This is a genomic window from Escherichia sp. TW09308, assembly GCF_000208565.1.
GTDB lineage: Bacteria > Pseudomonadota > Gammaproteobacteria > Enterobacterales > Enterobacteriaceae > Escherichia > Escherichia marmotae.
On the sequence record NZ_AEME01000001.1, the window covers coordinates 4,579,428 to 4,606,077 of the forward strand.

General features: G+C 52.9%; 27 protein-coding genes. 11 read left to right on the forward strand and 16 right to left on the reverse strand.

From position 1 onward, the window contains the following. Positions 1-41 precede the first annotated feature (41 nt). Genes ESM_RS0122370 through ESM_RS0122380 form a run of 3 tightly spaced genes read left to right on the forward strand, consistent with a single transcriptional unit; the run spans position 42 to position 4,965 of the window. A complete protein-coding gene (locus ESM_RS0122370; protein ID WP_000361522.1) occupies positions 42-1,109 on the forward strand; it encodes an HlyD family secretion protein in 1,068 nt (355 codons plus the stop codon). Next, positions 1,106-3,841, forward strand: a complete 2,736-nt coding sequence (gene rbbA / locus ESM_RS0122375; RefSeq protein WP_000149175.1) for a ribosome-associated ATPase/putative transporter RbbA — start codon at positions 1,106-1,108, stop codon at positions 3,839-3,841. Before ESM_RS0122370 ends, rbbA begins: the two co-directional genes overlap by 4 nt. Then, entirely contained in the window at positions 3,841-4,965 is a 1,125-nt protein-coding gene (locus ESM_RS0122380; protein ID WP_001314210.1) for an ABC transporter permease, read from the forward strand. The genes rbbA and ESM_RS0122380 overlap by 1 nt, the downstream gene beginning before the upstream one ends. Before the next feature lie 168 nt (positions 4,966-5,133). Here the strand turns inward: ESM_RS0122380 and nikR are convergent, their stop codons facing one another. The 8 genes from nikR to ESM_RS0122420 all read right to left on the reverse strand — a co-directional run bounded on the left by nikR (position 5,134) and on the right by ESM_RS0122420 (position 12,258). Continuing rightward, positions 5,134-5,535 carry a nickel-responsive transcriptional regulator NikR gene (nikR, locus tag ESM_RS0122385; protein WP_001190061.1) on the reverse strand — a complete coding sequence of 134 codons (402 nt, stop codon included), beginning with the start codon at positions 5,533-5,535 and terminating at the stop codon, positions 5,134-5,136. Between the two features lie 5 nt (positions 5,536-5,540). Next, on the reverse strand, positions 5,541-6,347 hold the full coding sequence (nikE, locus tag ESM_RS0122390) for a nickel import ATP-binding protein NikE (RefSeq protein ID WP_000173709.1): 807 nt from the start codon (positions 6,345-6,347) through the stop codon (positions 5,541-5,543). Further along, a complete protein-coding gene (gene nikD, locus ESM_RS0122395) occupies positions 6,344-7,108 on the reverse strand; it encodes a nickel import ATP-binding protein NikD (protein ID WP_001136196.1) in 765 nt (254 codons plus the stop codon). The genes nikE and nikD overlap by 4 nt, the downstream gene beginning before the upstream one ends. Next, positions 7,108-7,941 carry a nickel ABC transporter permease subunit NikC gene (nikC, locus tag ESM_RS0122400; RefSeq protein WP_001008957.1) on the reverse strand — a complete coding sequence of 278 codons (834 nt, stop codon included), beginning with the start codon at positions 7,939-7,941 and terminating at the stop codon, positions 7,108-7,110. The genes nikD and nikC overlap by 1 nt, the downstream gene beginning before the upstream one ends. Next, the gene (gene nikB / locus ESM_RS0122405; RefSeq protein WP_000947086.1) at positions 7,938-8,882 is read right to left on the reverse strand and encodes a nickel ABC transporter permease subunit NikB; all 945 of its coding nucleotides are present in this window, start codon (positions 8,880-8,882) and stop codon (positions 7,938-7,940) included. The genes nikC and nikB overlap by 4 nt, the downstream gene beginning before the upstream one ends. Beyond that, the gene (nikA, locus tag ESM_RS0122410; protein WP_000493136.1) at positions 8,882-10,456 is read right to left on the reverse strand and encodes a nickel ABC transporter substrate-binding protein; all 1,575 of its coding nucleotides are present in this window, start codon (positions 10,454-10,456) and stop codon (positions 8,882-8,884) included. The genes nikB and nikA overlap by 1 nt, the downstream gene beginning before the upstream one ends. A gap of 110 nt (positions 10,457-10,566) precedes the next feature. After that, positions 10,567-11,154, reverse strand: a complete 588-nt coding sequence (acpT, locus tag ESM_RS0122415; protein ID WP_000285763.1) for a 4'-phosphopantetheinyl transferase AcpT — start codon at positions 11,152-11,154, stop codon at positions 10,567-10,569. 54 nt (positions 11,155-11,208) lie between these two features. Then, positions 11,209-12,258, reverse strand: a complete 1,050-nt coding sequence (locus tag ESM_RS0122420) for an AI-2E family transporter (protein ID WP_010381063.1) — start codon at positions 12,256-12,258, stop codon at positions 11,209-11,211. A gap of 98 nt (positions 12,259-12,356) precedes the next feature. On the opposite strand from ESM_RS0122420, the gene ESM_RS0122425 reads away from it, so the two are divergent. After that, positions 12,357-13,607 carry an MFS transporter gene (locus ESM_RS0122425; RefSeq protein WP_029329892.1) on the forward strand — a complete coding sequence of 417 codons (1,251 nt, stop codon included), beginning with the start codon at positions 12,357-12,359 and terminating at the stop codon, positions 13,605-13,607. A gap of 2 nt (positions 13,608-13,609) precedes the next feature. Here ESM_RS0122425 and dcrB read toward each other — a convergent pair whose 3' ends face one another. Beyond that, positions 13,610-14,167: a phage sensitivity protein DcrB gene (dcrB, locus tag ESM_RS0122430; RefSeq protein WP_001245289.1), complete on the reverse strand. Its 558-nt coding sequence runs from the start codon at positions 14,165-14,167 to the stop codon at positions 13,610-13,612. Between the two features lie 72 nt (positions 14,168-14,239). Then, entirely contained in the window at positions 14,240-14,905 is a 666-nt protein-coding gene (locus tag ESM_RS0122435) for a 7-cyano-7-deazaguanine/7-aminomethyl-7-deazaguanine transporter (RefSeq protein WP_000991081.1), read from the reverse strand. A gap of 221 nt (positions 14,906-15,126) precedes the next feature. On the opposite strand from ESM_RS0122435, the gene tusA reads away from it, so the two are divergent. Both tusA and ESM_RS0122445 read left to right on the forward strand, forming a co-directional pair. Beyond that, complete coding sequence (gene tusA, locus ESM_RS0122440) at positions 15,127-15,372, forward strand: sulfurtransferase TusA (RefSeq protein ID WP_000130621.1); 246 nt, start codon at positions 15,127-15,129, stop codon at positions 15,370-15,372. Positions 15,373-15,636: 264 nt separating this feature from the next. Beyond that, positions 15,637-15,945, forward strand: coding sequence for a hypothetical protein (locus tag ESM_RS0122445; protein ID WP_000385060.1), 309 nt, complete (start codon positions 15,637-15,639; stop codon positions 15,943-15,945). Positions 15,946-15,977: 32 nt separating this feature from the next. On the opposite strand, the gene zntA is transcribed toward ESM_RS0122445, so the two are convergent. Both zntA and ESM_RS0122455 read right to left on the reverse strand, forming a co-directional pair. Beyond that, positions 15,978-18,176 carry a Zn(II)/Cd(II)/Pb(II) translocating P-type ATPase ZntA gene (gene zntA, locus ESM_RS0122450; protein WP_000106513.1) on the reverse strand — a complete coding sequence of 733 codons (2,199 nt, stop codon included), beginning with the start codon at positions 18,174-18,176 and terminating at the stop codon, positions 15,978-15,980. A gap of 73 nt (positions 18,177-18,249) precedes the next feature. Further along, entirely contained in the window at positions 18,250-18,876 is a 627-nt protein-coding gene (locus ESM_RS0122455) for a lysoplasmalogenase (RefSeq protein WP_000964706.1), read from the reverse strand. 140 nt (positions 18,877-19,016) lie between these two features. Here ESM_RS0122455 and ESM_RS0122460 point away from each other — a divergent pair, with 140 nt between their 5' ends. Next, positions 19,017-19,376 carry a DUF2500 domain-containing protein gene (locus tag ESM_RS0122460; RefSeq protein ID WP_000030471.1) on the forward strand — a complete coding sequence of 120 codons (360 nt, stop codon included), beginning with the start codon at positions 19,017-19,019 and terminating at the stop codon, positions 19,374-19,376. 2 nt (positions 19,377-19,378) lie between these two features. Here the strand turns inward: ESM_RS0122460 and ESM_RS0122465 are convergent, their stop codons facing one another. Beyond that, complete coding sequence (locus tag ESM_RS0122465; protein ID WP_001517271.1) at positions 19,379-19,648, reverse strand: DUF1145 family protein; 270 nt, start codon at positions 19,646-19,648, stop codon at positions 19,379-19,381. After that, positions 19,638-20,234, reverse strand: coding sequence for a 16S rRNA (guanine(966)-N(2))-methyltransferase (rsmD, locus tag ESM_RS0122470; RefSeq protein WP_000743180.1), 597 nt, complete (start codon positions 20,232-20,234; stop codon positions 19,638-19,640). The genes ESM_RS0122465 and rsmD overlap by 11 nt, the downstream gene beginning before the upstream one ends. A gap of 149 nt (positions 20,235-20,383) precedes the next feature. Here rsmD and ftsY point away from each other — a divergent pair, with 149 nt between their 5' ends. From ftsY to rpoH, 4 genes are all read left to right on the forward strand, one after another. Then, positions 20,384-21,922 carry a signal recognition particle-docking protein FtsY gene (gene ftsY / locus ESM_RS0122475; RefSeq protein ID WP_001040682.1) on the forward strand — a complete coding sequence of 513 codons (1,539 nt, stop codon included), beginning with the start codon at positions 20,384-20,386 and terminating at the stop codon, positions 21,920-21,922. A gap of 2 nt (positions 21,923-21,924) precedes the next feature. Further along, positions 21,925-22,593 carry a cell division ATP-binding protein FtsE gene (ftsE, locus tag ESM_RS0122480; RefSeq protein ID WP_000617724.1) on the forward strand — a complete coding sequence of 223 codons (669 nt, stop codon included), beginning with the start codon at positions 21,925-21,927 and terminating at the stop codon, positions 22,591-22,593. Further along, the gene (gene ftsX, locus ESM_RS0122485) at positions 22,586-23,644 is read left to right on the forward strand and encodes a permease-like cell division protein FtsX (RefSeq protein ID WP_001042022.1); all 1,059 of its coding nucleotides are present in this window, start codon (positions 22,586-22,588) and stop codon (positions 23,642-23,644) included. Before ftsE ends, ftsX begins: the two co-directional genes overlap by 8 nt. 244 nt (positions 23,645-23,888) lie before the next feature. Further along, positions 23,889-24,743, forward strand: coding sequence for an RNA polymerase sigma factor RpoH (rpoH, locus tag ESM_RS0122490; RefSeq protein WP_000130220.1), 855 nt, complete (start codon positions 23,889-23,891; stop codon positions 24,741-24,743). 101 nt (positions 24,744-24,844) lie between these two features. Here rpoH and dapA read toward each other — a convergent pair whose 3' ends face one another. Next, the gene (gene dapA / locus ESM_RS0122495) at positions 24,845-25,729 is read right to left on the reverse strand and encodes a 4-hydroxy-tetrahydrodipicolinate synthase (RefSeq protein WP_000661258.1); all 885 of its coding nucleotides are present in this window, start codon (positions 25,727-25,729) and stop codon (positions 24,845-24,847) included. Continuing rightward, a complete protein-coding gene (locus ESM_RS0122500; protein ID WP_000724417.1) occupies positions 25,729-26,649 on the reverse strand; it encodes a phosphoglycerate dehydrogenase in 921 nt (306 codons plus the stop codon). Before ESM_RS0122500 ends, dapA begins: the two co-directional genes overlap by 1 nt. Between the last annotated feature and the right edge of the window lies 1 nt (position 26,650).

A 26,650-nucleotide genomic window follows, 5' to 3' on the forward strand; every position in this document is an offset into this window, starting at 1 on the left:
AACACGTTTCGTTTGCTTACAGGGATTATGGCGGATCGATTATGGATAAGAGTAAACGCCATCTGGCGTGGTGGGTTGTCGGGGTTCTGGCGGTTGCTACCGTCGTGGCATGGTGGTTGTTGCGCCCGACAGGTGTGCCGGAAGGTTTTGCCGTCAGTAATGGGCGCATTGAAGCGACGGAAGTGGATATCGCCAGCAAAATCGCCGGGCGTATCGACACTATTCTGGTGAAAGAAGGCCAGTTTGTCCGCGAAGGTGAAGTGCTGGCGAAAATGGATACCCGCGTGTTGCAGGAGCAGCGGCTGGAAGCCATCGCACAAATCAAAGAAGCACAAAGCGCCGTTGCTGCCGCCCGGGCCTTGCTGGAGCAGAGGCAAAGTGAAACTCGCGCCGCGCAGTCGCTGGTCAATCAACGCCAGGCTGAACTGGACTCCGTAGCCAAACGTCATACCCGTTCCCGCTCGCTCGCCCATAGTGGGGCTATTTCTGCGCAACAACTGGATGATGACCGCGCCGCTGCCGAAAGCGCCCGTGCTGCGCTGGAATCGGCCAAAGCCCAGGTTTCTGCCTCTAAAGCCGCTATAGAAGCGGCACGCACCAATATCATTCAGGCGCAAACGCGTGTCGAAGCCGCACAAGCCACTGAACGGCGTATCGCGGCAGATATCGACGATAGTGAACTGAAAGCCCCGCGCGACGGACGTGTGCAGTATCGGGTTGCTGAGCCTGGTGAAGTGTTGGCGGCAGGCGGTCGGGTGCTGAATATGGTCGACCTGAGCGATGTCTATATGACCTTCTTCCTGCCAACCGAACAGGCTGGCACGCTGAAACTGGGCGGGGAAGCGCGTCTGATCCTTGATGCCGCGCCAGATCTGCGTATTCCGGCGACCATCAGCTTTGTCGCCAGCGTTGCCCAGTTCACGCCAAAAACCGTCGAAACCAGCGATGAACGGCTGAAACTGATGTTCCGCGTCAAAGCGCGTATCCCACCGGAATTACTCCAGCAGCATCTGGAATATGTCAAAACTGGCTTGCCGGGCGTGGCGTGGGTGCGGGTGAATGAAGAACTTCCGTGGCCTGAAGACCTGGCGGTGAGGTTGCCGCAATGACGCATCTGGAACTGGTTCCCGTCCCGCCTGTCGCGCAACTGGCGGGCGTGAGCCAGCATTATGGAAAAACCGTTGCGCTGAACAATATCACTCTCGATATTCCGGCCCGCTGTATGGTCGGGCTGATTGGCCCTGACGGTGTCGGGAAGTCGAGTTTGTTGTCGTTGATTTCTGGTGCCCGCGTCATTGAGCAGGGCAGCGTGATGGTATTGGGCGGCGATATGCGCGACCCGAAGCATCGCCGCGACGTCTGCCCGCGTATCGCCTGGATGCCACAAGGACTGGGCAAAAACCTCTACCACACCTTGTCGGTGTATGAAAACGTCGATTTTTTCGCCCGCTTGTTCGGTCACGACAAAGCGGAGCGGGAAGTGCGAATTAATGAACTACTGACCAGTACCGGGTTAGCACCTTTTCGCGATCGTCCGGCGGGTAAACTCTCCGGCGGCATGAAGCAAAAACTTGGGTTGTGTTGTGCGTTAATCCACGATCCGGAATTGTTGATTCTTGATGAGCCTACGACGGGGGTTGACCCGCTCTCCCGCGCCCAGTTCTGGGATCTGATCGACAGCATCCGCCAGCGGCAGAGCAATATGAGCGTGCTGGTTGCCACCGCCTATATGGAAGAGGCCGAACGCTTCGACTGGCTGGTAGCGATGAATGCCGGAGAAGTGCTGGCAACCGGAAGTGCCGAAGAGCTGCGGCAGCAAACGCAAAGCGCCACGCTGGAAGAAGCATTTATAAATCTGTTGCCGCAAGCGCAACGCCAGGCGCATCAGGCGGTAGTCATCCCACCGTATCAACCTGAAAACGCAGAGATTGCCATCGAAGCGCGCGATCTGACCATGCGTTTTGGTTCCTTTGTCGCTGTTGATCACGTTAATTTTCGCATTCCACGCGGGGAGATTTTTGGGTTTCTCGGTTCGAACGGCTGCGGTAAATCCACCACCATGAAAATGCTCACCGGGCTGCTGCCTGCCAGCGAAGGTGAAGCGTGGTTGTTTGGGCAACCAGTCGATCCAAAAGATATCGATACCCGCCGGCGGGTGGGTTATATGTCGCAGGCGTTTTCGCTTTATAACGAACTCACCGTGCGGCAAAACCTTGAGTTACATGCCCGCTTGTTTCACATTCCGGAAGCGGACATTCCTGCGCGAGTTGCTGAGATGAGCGAGCGTTTTAAGCTCAACGATGTTGAAGATGCACTGCCGGAATCCCTGCCGCTCGGTATTCGCCAGCGACTTTCGCTGGCTGTGGCGGTGATTCATCGCCCGGAGATGTTAATCCTCGATGAGCCTACTTCTGGCGTCGATCCAGTGGCGAGGGATATGTTCTGGCAGTTGATGGTGGATCTCTCGCGCCAGGACAAAGTGACCATTTTCATCTCCACCCACTTTATGAACGAAGCGGAACGCTGCGACCGCATCTCGCTGATGCACGCCGGAAAAGTACTCGCCAGCGGCACGCCGCAGGAGCTGGTTGAGAAACGCAGGGCTGCCAGTCTGGAAGAGGCATTTATCGCCTATTTGCAGGAAGCGGCAGGGCAGAGCAACGAAGTTGAAGCACCGCCCGTGGGACATGACACCACTCACGTGCCACGTCAGGGATTTAGCCTGCGTCGTCTGTTTAGCTACAGCCGCCGCGAAGCACTGGAACTGCGACGCGATCCGGTACGTTCAACGCTGGCGCTGATGGGGACGGTGATCCTGATGCTGATAATGGGTTACGGCATCAGTATGGATGTGGAAAACCTGCGCTTTGCGGTGCTTGACCGCGACCAGACTGTCAGCAGCCAGGCGTGGACACTCAATCTCTCCGGTTCCCGTTACTTTATCGAACAGCCGCCGCTCACCAGTTACGACGAGCTTGAGCGCCGGATGCGTGCAGGAGATGTGACGGTAGCGATTGAGATCCCACCCAATTTTGGCCGCGATATTGCACGCGGTACGCCGGTGGAAATCGGCGTCTGGATCGACGGCGCGATGCCCAGCCGCGCTGAAACGGTAAAAGGTTACGTGCAGGCGATGCATCAGAACTGGCTACAGAACGAGGCAAGCCAACAATCGACACCAGCCAGTCAAAGCGGTCTGATGAACATTGAGACGCGCTATCGCTATAACCCGGACGTAAAAAGTCTGCCAGCGATTGTTCCGGCGGTGATCCCGCTTTTGTTGATGATGATTCCGTCAATGCTAAGCGCCCTTAGCGTGGTACGGGAAAAAGAGTTGGGGTCGATTATCAATCTCTACGTTACGCCTACTACCCGCAGCGAATTTTTGCTCGGTAAACAGCTACCGTACATCGCGCTGGGAATGCTGAACTTTTTCCTGCTCTGCGGCCTGTCGGTGTTTGTGTTTGGCGTGCCGCATAAAGGCAGTTTCCTGACGCTCACCCTGGCGGCACTGCTGTATATCATCATCGCCACCGGAATGGGGCTGCTGATCTCCACCTTTATGAAAAGCCAGATAGCCGCCATTTTCGGTACTGCCATAATCACGTTGATTCCGGCGACGCAGTTTTCCGGGATGATCGATCCGGTAGCTTCACTGGAAGGGCCGGGACGTTGGATTGGCGAGGTTTATCCGACCAGCCATTTTCTGACTATCGCCCGTGGGACATTCTCGAAGGCGCTGGATCTGACTGATTTGTGGCAACTTTTCATCCCGTTGCTGATAGCCATACCGCTGGTGATGGGCTTAAGCATCCTGCTACTGAAAAAACAGGAGGGATGATGCGCCATTTACGCAATATTTTTAATCTGGGTATCAAAGAGTTGCGCAGTCTGCTCGGTGATAAAGCGATGCTGACGCTGATTGTCTTCTCGTTTACGGTGTCGGTGTACTCGTCGGCAACCGTTACGCCAGGATCGTTGAACCTCGCGCCGATCGCTATTGCCGATATGGATCAATCGCAATTGTCGAACCGGATCGTTAACAGCTTCTATCGCCCGTGGTTTTTGCCACCGGAGATGATCACCGCCGATGAGATGGATGCCGGACTGGACGCCGGACGCTATACCTTCGCGATAAATATTCCGCCAAATTTTCAGCGTGATGTCCTCGCCGGACGCCAGCCAGATATTCAGGTGAACGTCGATGCCACGCGCATGAGCCAGGCATTCACTGGCAACGGTTATATCCAGAATATTATCAACGGTGAAGTGAATAGCTTTGTCGCGCGCTACCGTGATAACAGCGAACCGTTGGTATCGCTGGAAACCCGCATGCGCTTTAACCCGAACCTCGACCCCGCGTGGTTTGGCGGGGTGATGGCGATCATCAACAACATTACCATGCTGGCGATTGTGCTCACCGGATCGGCACTGATCCGTGAGCGTGAACACGGCACGGTGGAACACTTGTTGGTGATGCCGATAACGCCGTTTGAGATCATGATGGCGAAGGTCTGGTCGATGGGGCTGGTGGTGTTGGTGGTGTCGGGATTATCGCTGGTGCTGATGGTGAAAGGTGTGCTGGGCGTACCGATTGAAGGCTCGATCCCGCTGTTTATGCTGGGTGTAGCGCTCAGTTTGTTTGCCACCACGTCAATCGGCATTTTTATGGGGACGATAGCACGTTCGATGCCACAGCTTGGACTGCTGGTGATTCTGGTGTTGCTACCGTTACAAATGCTTTCCGGTGGCTCTACCCCGCGCGAAAGTATGCCGCAGATGGTGCAGGATATTATGCTGACCATGCCGACGACACACTTTGTTAGCCTCGCGCAAGCCATTCTCTACCGTGGTGCCGGATTCGAAATCGTCTGGCCGCAGTTCCTGACGCTGATGGCAATTGGCGGCGCGTTTTTCACCATCGCGCTACTGCGATTCAGGAAGACGATTGGGACAATGGCGTAAGGAAGGGAAACCTGGCTTCATATTGTGATGTCATAAAGCGAAGTCATAAATTTTAGCTGCGTTCATTACGCAGAACATCTGCCTTTACAGGATCTATCTATGCAACTGAACTTAATTTTATAAATTAAGTTCAGTTAATATCTTTTCTTTCCTCGTTTCAGAAATAAATCAATCTTCCTTCGGCAAGCACTGCAAATGCCCGTGCCGCACGCCGCGCTGGGCGATAACATCATCGGCAAAATGCTGTATATCGCCCATGTCACCTTTCAGCACGGCGATTTCCAGGCAGTCGTCGTGATTAATGTGCACATGCAGCGTGGCGACCGAAAGGTCGTGGTGGTGATGCTGCGTGGAGACAATACGGCTGGCTAAGTCGCGTTTTTCGTGTTCATACACATAGGAGAGCACCGCGAAACCTTGTGTGCCGTGCTGCTGGGTAGCCTCCTGTGCCAGAGCGCTACGCAGAATATCGCGGATAGCTTCGGAACGGTTGTTATAGCCGCGACGCTGGCTCAGGCTGTCCAGCGTCTCCAGTAAATCGTCATCAAGCGTGATGGTGACTCGTTGCATTTGCGTTAAACCTTTTCTGTGGCGCGACGGCGCACGGGGAATGCGGGTAATACCGCGTTTTGTAGCACACGTCCGGCGTCAGAGGAAAAGGTTAATTTCTCTCCCACCACCTGGGTTTCGACGATTTGCCCGTTGTCCATCACCATTACCCGCTGGCAAAAACGTTCTACCAGGCGTAAGTCGTGGGTGATGAACAGGCAGGCGGTGCCAAACTGCTGTTGCAGCTTTTTCAGCAGGCGAATCACTCCCGCCTGCAGTACCAGGTCAAGGTTAGAAACGGCTTCATCCAGAATCAGCAATTTCGGTTCGACTGCCAGCGCGCGCGCCAGGCAGACGCGCTGGAGTTGACCGCCGCTTAGCTGCGGTGGGCGCTTGTCGAGCACGCTGTCGTCGAGATCTACCGCATTCAGCATTTCGCTGGCGCGCGCCAGTTGCTCCGATTTTTTCAGCGATAACAGGTGACGCATCGGCTCACGCAGGATCTCGCGCACGGTTTTGCGTGGGTTAACGGCGCTGATGGAGTCCTGAAACACCATCTGAATATCACGGCGGAACGCTTTACGCTGGGCGCGATTGAGCTTCGCCAGCGGTTCACCGCGCCAGCTAATCGTGCCCTGCGACGGCGACTCTAAACCCACCAGCAGCCGTGCGAGAGTACTTTTCCCACAGCCGCTGCGCCCCAGCAAGGCGACAGTTTCACCGCTTTTCAGGGTCAGAGAAACGTTATTCAGTACCGCCTGATGCTGGTGCTTACCGCTAAATCCACCGTGCGCATAGTGATGTGAAAGGCCGGAAACGTTAAGTAAAGTCATGATGCCAGCTCCATACCGTAAAGCGCGAGATGAGCGGAAACCAGGCTGCGCGTCACCGGATGTTGCGGCGCGTTAAACAGCGTTTCGACATCGCCCTGTTCGACAATCTTACCGTGTGACATCACTGCTACATCGTCCGCCAGACGCGCCACTACGCCCATATCATGAGTGACCAGCAACATTCCCGGAGCCTGCTTTTGCATAATGCTTTCCAGCAGATCAAGGATGCGCGCCTGCGCCACCACATCAAGGTCGGTAGTTGGTTCATCAGCGATGATAAACGGTGATTCACACAGCACTGCCATCGCAATCATCATGCGCTGCAACATGCCGCCGCTCATCTCGAACGGGTACAGCTTCAGCACGCGCGCAGCGTTTTCCAACCCCACTGCTTCTATGGCTGCGATAAGCGTGGCGTCATCGGCGGGTTTCCCTAACGCCTGGCAGGTTTCCCGCGCGTGGGTGTGCATGGTGTGCAGCGGATTAAAGGCGCTGCGTGGGTTTTGCATGATGGTAGCAATTTTGACACCGCGTAGGGCGCAGGGAGAAACCGGTTTGCCATCGGCTAAAATTTCCCCAGCCGTCTGGCGAACGCCTGCGGGTAGAATGCCCAGCGTCGCGGCGCAGGTTAATGATTTCCCGCTGCCGCTACCGCCAACTAACGCCAGCACGCGCCCGCGTTGCAGGGTTAACGATACACCGTGCACCAGCGGCTTTGCGGCCTGTAGCGCGATATCGCGCAGTTCAATCTGTTGCGGCATTAGTGTGCGTGCTCCGTCACCAGATGAGGATCCAGATGATCGCGCAGTGCGTCACCCACCAGGTTAAAGGCCATCACGCTGATAAACAGCGCCAGCCCCGGCCAGAACATTTGTAGCGGCTGAGTCCAGATATACTGGCGCGCGTCGTTAATCATCACGCCCCATTCGGCGGTCGGCGCGGTCACGCCGAGGCCGAGGAAGGACATTCCCGCCACGTGCAGCATCATATGGCCGATATCCAGCGTTGCCAGTACCAGCAGCGAAGGGATCACCGCGCCTGCCAGATGGTCGACAAACACCCGCACATGGCCCGCGCCAGAAAGCCGTGACGCCAGCACAAACTCGCGTTGGCGCAGTGAAATCACCAGGCTGCGCACCATACGTGCGTACCACGCCCAGTGCGACAGGGCGATGGCGATAATCACGTTGGTTAGCCCGGTGCCGAGTACGCCGACCATAAAGAACGACAGAATCGAGGTCGGGAAGGTCATAAACATATCCGCAACGCGCATGGTGGCCTGATCGACGCGCCCGCCAATCAGCCCGGCGCTACCGCCAATAATCAACCCTAACGTCAGTACCAGCAGCAGGCAGGCCATTACTGAGCCGAGCGACACGCGAGTCGCCGCCATCAGCCGCGAGAAAATATCGCGGCCTAAATGATCAGTGCCCAACCAGTGCTGCGCATCTGGCGAAAGCAGGCGAGAAGGCAGATCAATCGCCTGTGGATCATACGGTAGCCACCACTGGCTGGTGAGCGCAATCAGCGCCAGGAGGGCGATAATGATCAGCGCCAGACGTACCGACCAGCGGGAAGAGAGGAAAAAGTTCACGCGTGCGCTCCTTCATGACGACGAATACGCGGGTCCAGCGCAGCATTGATCAAATCAACAATCAAATTACAGACCACAAAAACCACCACCATCATCAGCGTAAAACACTGAATGACCGGATAGTCACGGTTAAAAATTGCCGACACGGCGTAACGGCCGACGCCCGGCCAGGCAAAGATATTTTCGATAATCATTGTCCCGCCGATCAGTTCGCCAATGTGCATCCCCACGGCGGTGATCATCGGCAGCGAGGCATTGCGCAGGATGTGACGGCGTTCGGTCTGTTTGTCGTTCAGACCGCGTAGCCGCGCCCAGGTCACGTGACGCTGACCGGCGACGTCCAGCATACTGGCGCGCAGCAGACGTGCGTTTATCGCCAGCGACATAAAGGCGATGGATACCGCAGGTAAAATGAGGTGCTGCCAGCCGCCGTAGCCCATCGCGGGCAGCCATTGCAGATACACCGAAAACCCCATCACCAGCAAAAATGCCAGCCAGAAGTTAGGCATCGACACGCCGAGAAACGCGATAAAACGCACGGCGAAATCGGGCAGGCGATCGCGATGGCGCGCCGCCCAGATACCGAGCGGCACGGAAGTGAGCAGAATTAACACCAGCGCTGCGCCTGCCAGTTCCAGCGTGGCGGGCAGGAAATTCAGCATATCGTCCAGCACCGGGCGTTGGCTGGCGAATGAGACACCAAAATCAAGATGTAGCGCCTTCCACAGCCAGGTGCCGTATTGCACGTACAGCGGCTGATCCAGACCGAGCATTGTGCGGGTAGAAGCCAGCATTTCCGGCGTCGGCGGCAGGTTGGACAGACGCAGATAATCGAGCGCTGGATCGCCGGTGCCGAGGCGTAGCATCAGAAAAATGATCACCGAGGCGGCAAGCACCATCGGGATCAGCAGCAGAAAGCGGCGCAATACATAACGCAACATTAAGGTTTCACCGGTTTAATCTGTTCGAACGGAATTTCAGTGGCAATCGGCGCGTAGGGGATGTTGCCCAGTTCCGGTTTTGCCACCACCATCATCGAGATATAGCTGATTGGCAGATAAACCGCCTCGTCGTGCAGACGGGTCAGAATGTCGCGATATAGTGCCTGACGTTGTGTTTCGTCATGGGTCGCCAGCACTTCGCCAATCTCTTTATCAATCAGCGGCTTGTCGGCTAATCCTTGCTGTGCCTGGAAGTCAGCGTGCGACGGTACGCGCATCGAACTCAGGAAAGCGTGTGGATCGTATGGCGCGCCCCAGGTGCGGTGGAAAATCATGCCAAATCGACCGTCACGCTGGCGGGCGTAGATACTGCTCTCTTCTTCTCCAATTAATGTGATATCAGCGCCAATCTGGTGCATATCGGCCTGAATGATTTCTGCCATTGATTTGCTTAACGCATCGGTGCCGATGAACGACAGTTCAATGCGCAGCGGCTGACCGTTTTTCTCGCGGATATCTTTGCCCGCAGGCAGCGTCCAGCCTGCTTTTTCCAGCAAATCTTTCGCTTTCTGTGGATCGTACTGGCGCGGCTTCAGGCCGAGATTAGCGTAAGGCACAGAAGGGGCAAACAGAGTGTCGGCAACCTGCTGGGTGCCATACAATGCGTTATCAATCAGCGATTTTTTGTTTACGGCGTAATTGAGCGCTTCCCGCACTGCCAGCTCGTTGGTAGGGGCTTTGGCGGTATTAAGCGCCAGCATCACAGTTTCGATCGGTTGTGACAGTTGAGTGTGGTAAGCCGGGTTCTGGCTAAAGCGGGCGAAGGTATCGAGTGGCAGCAGCCCTTCATTACCGTACAGCAGGTCGATATCACCGGTTTCGAAAGCTACCGCGCGAGTAGTCGGGTCGGGGATCACGTTGAAGGTGATCTTTTTAATTGCCGGTTTTTCACCCCAGTAGTTTTCGTTACGGACGAAGACATCGTATTGATTCAGTTTCGATTCCTGCAAAACCCACGGCCCGGTGCCAATCGGGGCTTTAATCCCGTTCATGGTTTCGTGGTTTTTAAATTGTGACGGAGCGATAAAGCGGAAAGGGCGCGGCAGAGCCAGTTCTTGCAGGAAAGGATAGTAGGCGCTTTTCAGGGTGATTTGCAGCTCGTTTTTACTGAGTGCTTTGACATCAACAATCTGGTTTGCCAGCTCCAGCCAGGCGTGACGTTGACGGTTATCGAGCACTGCGCGGAAGTTTTCTGCTGCGGCCTCTGCATCGAACGGTTCACCATTAGAGAATTTCACGTCATCACGCAGGGTGAAGGTCCAGGTTTTGCCATCTTCCGAATGGGTCCAGCTTTTTGCCAGCCACGGGGTCACCGAACCGTCTGCCTGATATTTCACCAATGGTTCATAAACCATGCTCTGGGCGAACATCTGGTTAGGCGTGTAAAGGTGCGGGTTTAGTGGCCCGACGTTCACCGGCCAGGCGGTGGTGATTTCATCTGGCGCGGCGGCATGGACGATAAAAGACGCACAAGCCAGCAGCGCAAACAGAGTGCGGCGGAGTGTGGAGAACATGGTAACCCCAATGGATTAAAATAGATGGCGGAAATAAGTATGACGATTTTAAGTATTCGTCATACTGATAACCTGTTCTGGATCAAGATATAGGCAGTCGGACGGGCGGATCAGTTAAGTGAATCGATCCATTGCACACTGTCGGCGGTGAGCGTAAAGGGAGTAGGGGTGCAGATTGCCAGGCTTAAATTGTCGAGCTGGCAATGGCTGACTGACAGCGATGACTGGTAGGTGCTGTCTACGCTGACGATTTGCCAGGCGCTGCCGCCACGCTGTTTAACGATGGCTTCTTTGCGTGTCCAGATACGCCAGAACACTTCCAGTTGTTGGTCAGGATGCACAGCGTCCATTTCGGCATGTTCTCCGAGGCTGAACACCGCGTTCGCCAGCCAACGCCAGTTGGCGCGCGGGCGAATCACTTCGATATCACAGCCGACTTCACCTTCATCGCTCAACAGCAGGGCGATATCGTCACCGCTATGACTTAAGTTGAACCAGAGCGGCGTTTCCGGGGGGAAGGCGGGTTTCCCTTGTTCACCGTAGATGATGTCCGGTAGTGGAGAAAGCGTGTGCGAAAGCAATGCACGCCCCGCCAGCCAACGTTCTCGCCGTGGGCCTTGCGGTGCTTGATCGCGCAAAGCCGGTGGCAGTGGAGCTGCGCTTAAGGTCGAAACTTTCCCCAGAACTATCCGATACATATCAGGGCCAACGTTTAATTATGATGGAAAGTGCGTATCGTATCACTTGTCGCCTCATCCCGGTAACCGACTTTTCGGTCTGCCTGGTCCCAGTAAAATCGCCAGTTTGCTGCCGCCTTCCGTGGTTTCCATCCAGATTTTACACACGCTGGTTAGTGGTACTGAAAGTAGCATGCCAATCGGGCCGAGCAGCCATCCCCAGACTAACAATGAAAGAAACACCACCATGGTGGACATTCCAAGGCGATGGCCCATCATCCGTGGTTCTAAAATATTGCCGATGATCATATGGACGATTAAAAACAGTGCGCCGACCAGGATGCATTCGTAAACGCCATTAAACAGCAGCACTTGAATCATCGGCGGCACGGCGGAGATCACCGCGCCGATATTGGGCACGTAGTTGAGCAAAAACGCCAGAACTGCCCACATCAGTGCAAACTGTACGTCCAGCAGCGCCAGCCCTAACCAGACGATCACGCCCGTCCATAAACTTAACAGCGTCTTCAAGGCCAGATAATGCGAAACGCCTTTGAGTGCGCGGTGTAATCCCGCGATGTGAATCTGTGGGTTATTCAGCGCAAAGCGCATTTTGTAAGGCACGTGGCGCACTTCAAACAGCATGAAAACCACGGTCATCACCAGCAAAAGCACGCTCGCCATTGCCCCGGAAAGTCCGGTCATTAGCGCAGTGGTGAACGTTACGAGTTTTTCTGAGTCCATCCGCTGAAGCATCCGTTCCGGCGACATATGCAGATTAAGAAATGGCAACATTTCTTGTAATTTAAAGAGTTTACGCGTCAGTTCCTTGTTAAATTTCGGCAACATGGAGATAAATTCGTTAAACGATGCCGCCAGCACGCCGACCAGCGCGGTAAGTGCGATCAGCATTACTACCACCACAATCGTAATGGCAACGGGACGCTGGACTCCGCGACGAATAAACCAGGTGACCAGCGGGTTGAGGACAATGGCGAAAAACAGCGCCAGCAACAGTTGCACTATGATATCTGCTGCTGCGTGAATACCCGCGAGGATCACCACCAGTGAGGCCAGCTTCAGCAGGATGTGCATACCCGTTTTATCGGGTTGAGGGGTTTCCATTGGGGCTTCCTTGTGACTTTTTGTATTAAGTGTAGCGGGAGTCACGCCAGCAATATTCTGATTCTTACTGCTGATTTCCACGTCAGCACGTGGTAAAAATGAAACACTGTTGTAAAAACGTGGTGATCCTCATGCCCGAACCCGTTGCCGAACCGGCATTTAACGGATTGCGCCTGAATTTGCGCATTGTCTCCATTGTCATGTTTAACTTCGCCAGCTACCTCACCATCGGGTTGCCGCTCGCTGTATTGCCGGGCTATGTCCATGATGTGATGGGTTTTAGCGCCTTCTGGGCGGGGCTGGTTATCAGCCTGCAATATTTCGCCACCTTGCTGAGTCGTCCTCATGCCGGCCGTTACGCCGATTTGCTGGGGCCAAAAAAGATAGTCATCTTTGGTCTGTGCGGCTGCTTTTTGAGTGGTCTGGGGTATCTGACGGCAGGATTAACCGCCAGTCTGCCCGTCATCAGCCTGTTATTACTGTGTCTGGGGCGTGTAATTCTCGGCATTGGACAAAGTTTTGCCGGCACCGGCTCGACACTGTGGGGCGTTGGCGTGGTTGGTTCGCTGCATATCGGGCGAGTCATTTCCTGGAACGGCATTGTCACTTACGGGGCGATGGCTATGGGCGCGCCGTTGGGCGTGCTGTTTTATCACTGGGGCGGTTTGCAGGCGCTGGCGTTAATCATTATGGGCGTGGCACTGGTGGCAATTCTGTTGGCGATCCCGCGTCCTTCAGTGAAAGCCAACAAAGGCAAGCCGCTGCCGTTTCGCGCGGTGCTTGGGCGCGTCTGGCTATACGGCATGGCACTGGCGTTAGCTTCCGCCGGATTTGGTGTCATCGCCACTTTTATCACACTGTTTTATGACGCTAAAGGTTGGGACGGCGCAGCTTTCGCGCTGACGCTGTTTAGCTGTGCATTTGTCGGTACGCGGCTGTTATTCCCTAACGGTATTAATCGTATTGGCGGCTTAAACGTGGCGATGATCTGCTTTAGCGTTGAGATTATCGGCCTGCTATTGGTTGGCGTGGCGACCATGCCGTGGATGGCGAAAATCGGCGTCCTACTGGCGGGGGCGGGATTTTCGCTGGTGTTCCCGGCGTTGGGCGTGGGGGCGGTAAAAGCGGTGCCTCAGCAGAATCAGGGGGCGGCGCTGGCAACCTATACTGTGTTTATGGATTTATCGCTGGGCGTGACCGGGCCGCTGGCTGGGCTGGTGATGAGTTGGGCAGGTGTGCCAGTGATTTATCTGGCGGCGGCGGGATTGGTAGCAATCGCGTTATTGCTGACGTGGCGATTAAAAAAACGGCCTCCGGAGCAAGTACCGGAGGCCGTTTCATCATCTTAAAATTACTGAATCACCAGTGTATTAATGATGTTTTCTGCGGTGGTCTGCGCTTTTTGCTGATCGTCAGCAGGCAGCGTGATTTGCATCGTCAGCATTTGATTTCCCACGTTACCCAGAATGACGGAAGAGTACGCCGTCTGGCCTTTAGCGGAGATGATGCTGTCTAACTGCTGCATTTTGTGACCTTTCAGCTCAATGGCTTTGTTAGTCACCACTTGCAGTTGTGGATCGCGGCTACGTTGCTGATCTTCCAGACGCTTCGCCAGCACAGCCAGGTCTTCTTTCGGATCATCGCCCATAATAATAATCACTGCTTTCTGCCCAGTGGCGTCGGACCAGACGTGCATGTTATTGGCCTGTGTTCCCAGCTTACCGCTCTGGTCGGTCATATCTGCTGGCAGCGAGAAGCTTAACTTGCCATCAAGCAGGTTGACGGTATTCGCGGTAGCGTTACTTTCCGCGACTGTGCTTTCCGCTGTAGCGTTAGTGTCTTTATCATCACAGGCCGCAAGCCCCATAACCAGCAGGCCAATTCCGACATATTTAACCAGATTGCGCATTGACATCTTCCTTTTGATAAACGGCCATAACGGCTCATTCATCCATCTTATCACAAGTCTGATAACGAACCTTTAACTGGCCTGCAAAGCGTTGATTTCGGATTTATCTGCCAGTCTTTTCAATAGCATATTGAGTAATACGCCATACATTGGCAGGAAGAAAACGATGCTAATTAACACTTTGAAACAGTAATCAACCAGCGCGATTTCCATCCAGTGTTCGGCCATAAAGGCATCCGGACTGCGCCAGAAAGCAATAAAGAAGAAGGCCAATGTGTCGCTGACGTTACCGAAAAGTGTGGAAGCCGTCGGTGCCAGCCACCAACGACGACTCTGACGCAGACGGTTAAAGACGTGTACGTCGAGGATCTGTCCCAGCGCGTAGGCCATAAAGCTGGCGGTAGCGATACGGGCGACAAACAGGTTGAAGTGGGCGAGAGCGCCGAATCCCTGCCATGAACCCATATAAAACAGCGACGAGATGACGTAGGAGATCAGCAACGCGGGGATCATCACCGCAAAGATGATACGACGAGCCAGCGGCGCGCCAAAAATACGCACGGTCAGGTCGGTAGCAAGAAAAATAAACGGAAAGCTAAACGCGCCCCAGGTGGTATGAAAACCGAAAATAGAGACCGGAAGCTGTACCAGATAGTTACTGGAGGTGATCACCAGTAGATGAAATAACGATAACCAGAACAACGCTTTATAGCGTTGAGTTTGCGAGAAAGCGTTCATATTGTACCTTTTTGATTAACCATTGGGGTGAGGGAACCCAATACGTACGGCACGTTATTTTATAGTGAGATAATAACGTGCTTACCCTTTTTTCGAGCCGCCGCATGATACTGCTTTGTGTTAACAATGCAATGGTTAATTTTCACGCAATCGTTAACCTGGTTTGCTTACGGACTCGCAGGGCGTAAACTAGCGCCGTTTTTTTATGTGACGAGAAGAAAATGACCGATCTCTTTTCCAGCCCTGACCACACACTTGACGCACTAGGCCTGCGCTGCCCGGAACCGGTGATGATGGTGCGTAAAACCGTGCGTAATATGCAGCCTGGCGAAACGTTGCTGATTATTGCCGATGATCCGGCCACGACCCGCGATATTCCTGGGTTTTGTACCTTTATGGAACACGAACTGGTGGCCAAAGAGACGGACGGACTGCCTTATCGTTATTTGATTCGCAAAGGTGGCTGATGGGGGCAGATTGGCTTCGATGCCGCCTTTTCCTCTCACCTTAACCCTCACCCCAGAGGGGCGAGGGGGGCGATCGCGCTCAATTTTGCGGCTTGCAACCGGTTTGTATAACGAATAAAGCGTTTAAGCTGCATCTGGCGATATGGTGCACAATGCCTGATGCGACGCTGTCGCGTCTTATCATGCCTACGAGTTCGATGCTCTGTGTAGGCCGGATAAGGCGTTTACGCCGCATCCGGCAAGCAAGTGTAATGGAATGCACAAATGGATTATTTAATTCCAGTTTGTCTGGGATTGCTGGGATTGCTCGCGATATTCGCCCCCAATTGGCAGCTCCCTGTTTTTATCGTCGTGGGGGGATGGCTGGGGGTACTTGCATGGGGTTGGCTCTGGCTAATGATATTTTTACCTTTACTCAACGGCGTCGGGCTTGCTTATGCTCTGTGGTTGATGTTCAAAAGGCCATCATTAGCATCTCGCCTGGTTGCTGCATTCAGTGTTATCTCCGTCATTCTGATGTTAGCGCTATATTACGCTTTCCTGACTATGCCGCCGTTCCCGCCCCAGCGTTAAGCCTGATAGCCAGAGGCTATCAGGCAACACCTTTACTTCCTGCGTAACAACCGCAACGCATTCGCCGTTACCAGCACCGTCGCCCCCGTGTCTGCCAGCACCGCAAGCCACAGGCCGGTCATACCCAAGAGTGTAGTGACGAGGAAGATCCCTTTCAGCCCTAGCGCAATAGTGATGTTCTGGCGGATATTGGCGTGAGTCGCGCGTGCCAGTTCAATCATCTGCACCAGACCACGCAGATGGTTATGCGTTAACGCTGCATCGGCGGTTTCCAGCGCCACGTCTGTGCCGCTACCCATTGCAATCCCAATGGCTGCGGCTTTCATAGCTGGTGCGTCGTTAATACCGTCGCCCACCATCGCCAGTGGCGCATGTTGATTCAACTCGGTCACGGCTTTGACTTTATCTTCCGGCAGTAATCCAGCTTTAAACTCCAGCCCCAGTTCACCGGCAATGGCTGCCGCTGCACGCGGATTATCGCCGGTGAGGATCACCCCTTTAACGCCCAGCGCGTTTAGTTCACTGATGGCAGTTGCGGCGTCGGCGCGTAGCGTATCCTGCAACGCAATCACACCAAGCACGTCATCGTTACGCACCACCAGCACTACCGTTTGTCCGGCGCTTTCCAGTTCGTTAATCAAACCGGCGAATGCTTCGGCAGGATGTTTCCCTGCGGCGCATATCAGCACCCGATCGCCGTTGACCAGCGCTTCAATGCCAGAGCCGACCAGCGCTCGCTGTGACTCTGCGCCAGGAATGCTGAGTGCGGCAACTTGCGCTTCACGAACTATGGCCTGCGCCAGTGGATGTGTTGCCCCTTGCTCCACCGCTGCCGCCAGCGCCAGGAGTTCAGATTCGCTAACACCGGTTGCCGGATGCATCGCGGTAACGCGCGGTTTACCGACGGTTAGCGTACCGGTTTTATCAAACGCCACCTGGGTAACACGACCTAACTGCTCCAGCGCCGCGCCGCCTTTAATTAACGCCCCACGACGCGCCGCTGCCGCCAGCCCGGAGGTAATCGCCGCAGGCGTGGAGATAACTAACGCACACGGGCAGCCAATCAGTAACAACGTCAGCCCTTTATAAATCCACTCCTGCCAGCTTGCAGCAAACAGCAGCGGTGGCACCAGCGTCACCAGCAGGGCGACGGCCATAATCGCAGGCGTGTAAATACGGCTGAAACGGTCGATAAATCGCTCAATCGGTGCGCGGCGCTCTTCGGCCTCTTCGATCAGTTTCAGAATGCGGTCAATGGCGCTGGCACCCGGTTCTGATAGCACTTCCAGTGTAACCAGTCGGTCGACGCTGGTGGCACCTGCAGGGACTTTATCGCCTGTTGTGCGTTCCACAGGGATGGATTCGCCGGTAAGGGCGCTTTCATCAAAACTGGCAAATGGTGAGAGTAGTTTACCGTCGGCAGGTAAACGCCCGCCCGCAGCAACTTCAATCACGTCGCCAGGGCGCAGGCTGTTAATCGCCACTTCTTCACGTTCGCCGTTACGCAGGCGCGTGGCGGTTTCTGGTTTCAACGCCATTAATGCGCTGACGCCCTGACGTGCGCGGCTGGCAGCCCAACCTTCCAGCCGTTCACCAATCAAAAACAGCAGCAATACCATCGCGGCTTCTGCCGTTGCGCCAATAAACAGCGCGCCGATGGCGGCTACGCTCATTAACGTTTCAATAGCAAAATAGCTGCCGGATTTAATTAAGCGCAACGCCTGGCGAGCAATCGGGTACAGCCCAACCAACGTGGTGGCGATAAACGCCAGTTGGCCGAACGGATGATTAAATTGCTCCAGTCCCCAACTGATCGCCATCATCACAATGAGCGTAATCAGCGGTAGATTCTCTTTCAGGCGTGATTCTTTTGGCTCTTCGGCGGCCTGTTCATCGCGCAGGGAATAGCCCGCTTTTTGCACCGCCGATTCAACTTGCGCACGGATGTCATTGTCGGCATCAACCACCAGTTTTTCGGTAGCGAATAACACCTGTACCTGATTCACGCCAGAAAGCTGGCGCACGGCATTTTCTACTTTGCGCGCACAGGCGGCACAGTCCATGCCGCTGACTTTCCAGCTATAGCGAGTGCCGGAGACTTTTTCAGAGAGTGTTGGCGTGCTGGAACATGCGCCGTCGCAGCAACAGTCGTTGGCGTTCTGTGCCGTGGTTAGCGGTTTGAACGCGGCAAATTGAGGGGCTTTTTTGCCGTGATTGTCAGGAGTCGACATGGCATCCTCCGGTTAAGTTTTTTCTCATTAACCGAAGGATACACTCTGGAGTCGACTCCAGAGTCAAGTTTTATCAGAGATACAGTGAGCGGACGATGAGGAAGTGACCGGCAAAATAGCAAGCCGCTGCAATGGCGTTATCCGCACGGAAGCGGCGGCGATAGTGACTACCCAGCCAGACAAAGTTACTGATGAACAGCAGTGCAGCGCCCATAAAAGCAGAGAGTGCGGGAGCGGTCGGGCGGAAGAACCACAGCTCACCTGCCAGCCACACCATTACCAGCGTCATACCGACAAAAGTACAGACAGGCCAACGGAACTCTTCCAGACGCGTCCAGATAATGGCCAGTAATAGCGCGCCCAGCACCAGCAGTACCAGCGGCAACGGCCAGAAGAAGGAGAGCGTCATCTGGCTGGCGAAATAGATGGTGTACAGCAGGTGTGAGAGGAAAAACGCGCCGATGGCGTACATCAGACGCTGGCGTGGTAACAGGGTTAACGCATCACCCAGCAGTGACGCACACAGCCCCGCCAGCACCAGATAACTAATCGCGTCGAACATTGGTGCCTGCCAGGCCAGCAATAGCAGGAGAAGAAGGGTTAACGGTTTAAATAGCCAGCGTTGCCAGGTTGGCCCACGGTACGATGCATCCACAGATAGCCATGCGGAAAGACAGACAGCGATAAACGACCAAAGCATCTTAGTTCCTTGAATTCGTTATTTTTTCGTAAGCGGAATGCCTACAGTCTTGCTTCCAGTTTAGTGGCGAGGGTGGACGGATGACAACACCATAACTGGCAGGGTATGCTTATTTCCGCATTTTCCGATGAGGGATAAAGATGAGCAAGGCACCTCTTTTCTTTATTGTTATCATTGGCTTAATCATTGTCGCCGCATCGTTTCGCTTTATGCAGCAGCGACGGGAAAAAGCTGATAATGATATGGCACCGCTCCAGCAACAACTGGTGGTGGTGAGCAATAAGCGAGAAACACCGATTAACGATCGTCGTTCGCGTCAGCAGGAAGTGATACCGGCTGGCACCAGTCTGCGTTATGAGGCGAGTTTCAAACCGCAAAGCGGCGGACTGGAGCAGACGTTCCGTCTTGACGCTCAACAGTACCATGCCCTGACGGTGGGTGATAAAGGTACGTTGAGCTTTAAAGGAACGCGTTTTGTCAGCTTTGTTGGCGAGCAATAAGGTTATTTTTTAACTTTAAATTTCTTCTGCCAGACCAGCAGTTCAAACACGCCGAAAAGGAAAATACGCACCTTTTCGGCAGTGGTCATCTGTGGGCCATCTTTCGGTAAGGTCGATTTCAACAGCGCCAGTTGCATACCATGCATCAGAACCGTAAAAATCAGCGCGACATTAACGAAAATATTCAGCGGGCGTGGGAATGGTTGAAAAAGATTGAGGATTAAAAATCCCCAAACGCAGAGCATTAACAAACGTCCAATATTAATCAGCATCACTTTCTCCTTGTGTTTCACGCTGATACAACCGATAAGCGACCTGACCCGCCACTTTTTCGCGATACAACGACCAGTTTGCCGGAACGGTGGGAAGGCCATTTTCTACTTCACTTTCAACATAAACCCAGGCTTCATCAGCCAGCCAGCCGTTGTTTTCCAGTAAATTAATGGTTTCTTCCAACAAGCCACGGCGGAACGGTGGGTCAACAAACACAATATTATGCGGCGTTCCTTTTTGCATTAGAAAAGACATCGCATTGGTGTTCACGACTCGCGCATTGCCTGCTTTCAGCGTCGCCAGATTCTTGATTAACTGCTGAGATACTGCACGATCCATCTCAACCAGCGTAGCTCCCGCAGCGTAGCGTGACAAGGCTTCCAGCCCCAGAGCCCCGCTACCTGCGAAGCAATCCAGACATTGCGCATCAACAATTATCGGCGCTAGCCAGTTAAACAAGGTTTCACGTACGCGATCAGTAGTGGGGCGTAGACCTGGGCTATCAGGAACCGGGAGTTTACGGCCTCGCCACTGCCCGCCAATAATGCGGATTTGACCGCTGCCGGAATGATTCGGTTTTTTCATGATAAAGTGCTCAATCCGCCAGATAACACATAATTGCAGGCGGTGATGTGGAATAAGTTAAGTGATAGACTATTTCATCATTTTTTTAGCTGCTATGTACATAGCGTGAACGCTGTGCCATGAAGCAACAGCGAGGAGTATAGTCGCAGATGGCGAAAGAAAAAAAACGTGGCTTTTTTTCCTGGCTGGGCTTTGGTCAAAAAGAGCAGACCCCGGAAAAAGAGACAGAAGTCCAAAATGAACAACAGGTTGTAGAAGAAATCGTTCAGGCAGAAGAGCCTGCGAAAGTAGCTGAACAAGCTGTTGAAGAGCAGCCGCAGGTTCATACTGAAGCCGGGGCGGAAACTTTTGCTGCCGAAGTGGTGGAAGTAAGCGAACAGGTTGTCGAAAGTGAGAAAGTGCAGCCTGAAGCTGTTAGCGAACCGGAAGTTATTGCAGAGCCGGAATCTATAGTTGAAGAAGCGCCAGCGCCGGTAGTTGAACCTGAAGTCACGCCGGAACCGGTGGCTATTGAGCGTGAAGAACTGCCGCTGCCGGAAGAAGTCAAAGCCCAGGAAGTTTCGCCAGAAGAATGGCAGGCAGAAGCGGAAACCGTGGAGATTGTCGACGCGGCGGAAGAACAAGCGGCGCAAGAAGAAATCACTGACGAAGAGCTGGAAGCGCAGGCACTGGCCGCCGAAGCGGTAGAAGAGGCGGTGATGGTGGTTACTCCGGCAGAAGAAGATCAGCCGGTTAAAGAAATCGCTCAGGAACAGGAAAAACCAACCAAAGAAGGTTTCTTCGCGCGCCTGAAGCGCAGCCTGTTAAAAACGAAAGAAAACCTCGGTTCCGGATTTATCAGCCTGTTCCGTGGGAAAAAAATCGACGATGATCTGTTTGAAGAGCTGGAAGAACAGCTTTTGATTGCCGATGTGGGCGTGGAAACCACACGCAAAATCATCACCAATCTGACAGAAGGCGCATCACGCAAGCAGCTTCGCGATGCTGAGGCGCTCTACGGCCTGCTGAAAGAAGAGATGGGTGAGATTCTGGCGAAGGTTGATGAGCCTCTGAATGTCGAAGGCAAAACACCATTCGTGATCCTGATGGTGGGCGTCAACGGTGTGGGTAAAACCACGACCATCGGCAAGCTGGCGCGTCAGTTTGAGCAGCAGGGCAAGTCGGTAATGCTGGCGGCAGGCGATACTTTCCGTGCGGCAGCGGTTGAGCAGCTTCAGGTCTGGGGACAGCGCAATAATATTCCGGTGATTGCCCAGCATACCGGTGCGGACTCCGCCTCTGTTATCTTCGATGCCATTCAGGCCGCTAAGGCGCGTAATGTTGATGTCCTGATTGCCGATACCGCCGGACGTTTGCAGAACAAATCGCACCTGATGGAAGAGCTGAAGAAAATCGTTCGCGTGATGAAGAAACTCGACGTTGAAGCTCCGCATGAAGTTATGCTGACTATCGACGCCAGCACCGGGCAGAATGCGGTAAGCCAGGCCAAACTGTTCCACGAAGCGGTTGGCTTAACCGGTATCACGCTGACGAAACTGGACGGCACGGCAAAAGGCGGGGTAATTTTCTCGGTGGCTGACCAGTTTGGTATTCCTATCCGCTATATTGGTGTAGGCGAACGTATTGAGGATTTGCGTCCGTTTAAAGCGGACGACTTTATTGAGGCACTTTTTGCCCGAGAGGACTAAAAATGATTCGCTTTGAACATGTCAGCAAGGCTTATCTCGGTGGGAGGCAGGCGCTGCAGGGCGTGACGTTCCATATGCAGCCGGGTGAGATGGCGTTTCTGACCGGTCATTCCGGCGCAGGGAAAAGTACCCTCCTGAAGCTGATCTGTGGGATTGAGCGGCCCAGCGCCGGGAAAATCTGGTTTAGCGGCCATGACATCACGCGTCTGAAAAACCGTGAAGTTCCGTTTCTGCGCCGCCAGATCGGTATGATTTTCCAGGATCACCATCTGCTGATGGATCGTACTGTCTACGATAACGTGGCGATCCCGCTGATTATCGCCGGTGCCAGTGGTGACGATATCCGTCGCCGTGTATCGGCGGCGCTGGATAAAGTCGGGCTACTGGACAAAGCGAAGAACTTTCCTATTCAGCTTTCTGGCGGTGAACAACAACGCGTTGGCATTGCCCGTGCGGTGGTTAACAAACCTGCGGTACTGCTGGCGGATGAACCGACCGGTAACCTGGACGACGCGCTGTCAGAAGGGATTTTACGTTTGTTTGAAGAGTTTAACCGCGTTGGAGTAACAGTATTAATGGCAACGCACGATATTAACCTGATTTCGCGGCGTTCCTATCGCATGCTCACTCTGAGCGATGGTCACTTGCATGGAGGCGTGACCCATGAATAAGCGCGATGCAATTAATAATATTCGCCAATTCGGTGGACGTCTGGATCGTTTCCGTAAATCGGTCGGCGGCTCTGGCGACGGTGGTCGTAACGCGCCGAAACGAGCGAAGTCATCACCGAAACCGGCGAATCGCAAAACCAATGTTTTCAACGAACAGGTGCGCTATGCGTTCCACGGTGCTTTGCAGGATCTAAAAAGCAAACCGTTCGCCACGTTTTTAACGGTGATGGTGATCGCCATCTCCCTGACGCTGCCCAGCGTTTGTTATATGGTGTACAAAAACGTCAACCATGCGGCGACGCAATATTATCCGTCACCGCAAATCACCGTTTATCTGCAAAAAACGCTGGACGATGATGCCGCAGCGGGGGTGGTTGCGCAGCTACAGGCCGAGCAGGGCGTGGAGAAAGTGAATTATCTTTCTCGTGAAGACGCGCTGGGCGAGTTCCGTAATTGGTCTGGTTTTGGCGGTGCGCTGGATATGCTGGAGGAAAACCCGCTTCCGGCAGTAGCGGTGGTGATCCCGAAACTCGATTTTCAGGGTACGGAGTCACTGAATACGCTACGTGACCGTATTACCCAGATTAACGGCATTGATGAAGTGCGAATGGACGATAGCTGGTTTGCCCGTCTGACCGCGCTGACTGGGCTGGTTGGGCGTGTTTCGGCAATGATCGGCGTGCTGATGGTGGCGGCAGTGTTCCTTGTTATCGGCAACAGTGTGCGTCTGAGCATTTTTGCCCGTCGTGATTCTATTAACGTGCAGAAACTGATTGGCGCGACGGATGGTTTCATCCTTCGCCCGTTCCTGTACGGTGGTGCGCTGCTGGGATTTTCTGGCGCATTGCTGTCATTAATTTTGTCAGAAATCCTGGTGCTACGTTTGTCATCGGCGGTTGCAGAAGTGGCACAGGTATTCGGAACGAAGTTTGATATCAATGGGTTATCTTTCGATGAATGCCTGTTGTTGTTGCTGGTGTGTTCGATGATTGGCTGGGTGGCAGCGTGGCTTGCCACGGTGCAGCATTTACGCCACTTTACGCCGGAATAATAAAAGCGTGCTATACTCTTTCCCTGCAATGGGTTCCGTAGCAGGGAAAGAGACCCCGTTGTCTCTTCCCGGTATTTCATCTCTATGTCACATTTTGTGCGTAATTTATTCACAAGCCAGCATTGAACTTGTGGATAAAATCACGGTCTGATAAAACTGTGAATGATAATCTCGTTGCTCTTAAGCTCTGGCACAGTTGTTGCTACCACTGAGGCGCCAGAAGATATCGATTGAGAGGATTTGAATGACTGACAAAATGCAAAGTTTAGCTTTAGCCCCTGTTGGCAACCTGGATTCCTACATCCGGGCAGCTAACGCGTGGCCGATGTTGTCGGCTGACGAGGAGCGGGCGCTGGCTGAAAAGCTGCATTACCATGGCGATCTGGAAGCAGCTAAAACGCTGATCCTGTCTCACCTGCGGTTTGTTGTTCATATTGCTCGTAATTATGCGGGCTATGGCCTGCCACAGGCGGATTTGATTCAGGAAGGTAACATCGGCCTGATGAAAGCAGTGCGCCGTTTCAACCCGGAAGTGGGTGTGCGCCTGGTCTCCTTCGCCGTCCACTGGATCAAAGCAGAGATCCACGAATACGTTCTGCGTAACTGGCGTATCGTTAAAGTTGCGACGACCAAAGCACAGCGCAAACTGTTCTTTAACCTGCGTAAAACCAAGCAGCGTCTGGGCTGGTTTAATCAGGATGAAGTCGAAATGGTGGCTCGCGAACTGGGCGTTACCAGCAAAGACGTGCGTGAGATGGAATCGCGTATGGCGGCACAAGACATGACATTCGATATGTCTTCCGACGACGATTCCGATAGCCAACCGATGGCTCCGGTGCTCTATCTGCAGGATAAATCATCTAACTTTGCCGACGGCATTGAAGATGATAACTGGGAAGAGCAGGCGGCAAACCGTCTGACCGACGCGATGCAAGGTCTGGACGAACGTAGCCAGGACATCATCCGCGCGCGCTGGCTTGACGAAGACAACAAATCTACGTTGCAGGAACTGGCTGACCGTTACGGCGTTTCCGCCGAGCGTGTGCGTCAGCTTGAAAAGAACGCGATGAAAAAACTTCGCGCTGCTATTGAAGCGTAACTGCACAACGCGTTGAGCTGTACCTGATAACCCCTGGAAGCGAGTCCGGGGGTTTTTGTTTCTGCTGTCTTGCCGGATAAGGTGCATCCGGCATTTATCATTTACAGGAATTTATAGCCTTTTAGCATTTCCTTGATGTCTTCGACGATCGCGTCGTTTGGCATATGAATTGGTCTACGGGTAATACCGGCTTTCACGCCCATCAGGTTTAGTGCTTCCTTCATTACCGCAGGCGCAGTCATTTTTTTAATGGTCATGCGTAGCGAATCCATCTTGTTGCGCTCTTCCTGTGCTTTATCCAGTTCACCGGCCATGAAGTAGTTATATAAATCGACTTCAATAGTAGGCAGAACATTCGATGTTGCAGCAACAGCAGCCACAGAACCTTCTTTAAATGCATCCAGCATTAAGGAGTCTGAGCCATTTAACACCTTAAAGTTTTTATGTTTAGATATTTCCAGATATTGTTTCTGAACTTCAAATTTACCACTGCTATCTTTTATCGCTACGATATTTTCAATATCGGCTAAACGGTTTGCCGTTTCATATTCAATACTCAACCCTGTCTGACCCGGCAAGTTATAAAGAATAATGGGGGCTGTTGTGCTTAAGGCAATATCATAATAGTGGCGGTATAAATCTTCCTGGTTAGGCACCAGGTAGTATGGTGTCACAACGGAAATGTAATCGGCACCTGCATCTACTAAGCGTTTTGTTAATTCAATAGTTTGTTTTGTGCTACAGCAACCCGCGCCTGCACAAATAGTCACTTCATTGCCAACTTCTTCAACTACGGCTTTTGTTAGTTCAACTTTTTCGTCATCGGAGAGCAAATGAAACTCACCGTTCGTTCCGCAAATAAACAAGCCGTGTACGCCTTTATCGACTAACCAACGTGCCATTTTTTTTGCTGCTGAAATGTCCATTTTTTCCATTTCATCGAAAGGCGTTACCATTGCGGTAATAATCCCTTTAAGCTCTTTCATTATTCTTTCTCCAGTTCCTGTAGGACATTTTTAATAGAAATTTGCATGGTGTTATGCTCGGCCTCATTGGTGAATGAAGCAGCATGAGGTGTAATAGAATAATTTTTTAGTTCTTTAATTTTTGCTGAACGTTCCTTCAACTCAATATCTTCGCTGGCAAAGGCTATTTTCTGATTAATAAGTGCGCTATATAAAGATTCTTCATCAACCAATCCCCCCCTTGCTGTGTTAATTAAAATGGCCGAGGGTTTTATTTTATCGAATACCGTCTCGTTGATCAGATTACGAGTATTATCCAGTAACGGCAAATGTAGAGAAAGGATGTCGCTATGATGATAAATATCATCCAGTGATTTAAGCTCTATATAAGATGGAACTTTATTTTTATCGAGATAGGGATCATAGGCGGTGATAATCATTCCAAGAGAATGAGCAATATGGGCAACATGCTGACCAATTGCACCAAGCCCAATTAATCCCAGCGTTTTTTGATATAGCTCATGACCGACAAGCCTGACATCCTGACCATTTCTGGCTTGATTCTCGGTTTCGACATATTTTCGGCAACTGGAGAGCATCATCAGGATGGCCATCTCTGCAACGGAAATAGAATTGGCATTGAGAGCTTTGTGCACTACGATGCCTTTTCTATTCGCGTAATTGACATCTATATTGTCTAACCCTACACCATATTTCGATATAACCTTCAAGTTTTTGGCCTGATCAATCACTTCTCTGTCTAAAGGATCGTTGCCGGTAATAATGGCATCTGCATATTTAATTTTCTCGATGAGTTCTTCCTTGCTATATCGACCTCCACTGGTATTACATTCAACGTCATAACCTGCAGATTGTAGTTTTTCAATATAGACTTTGCCTTTATCAACAAAAGGTCTTGGCGTGATAGTTATCTTTTTCATT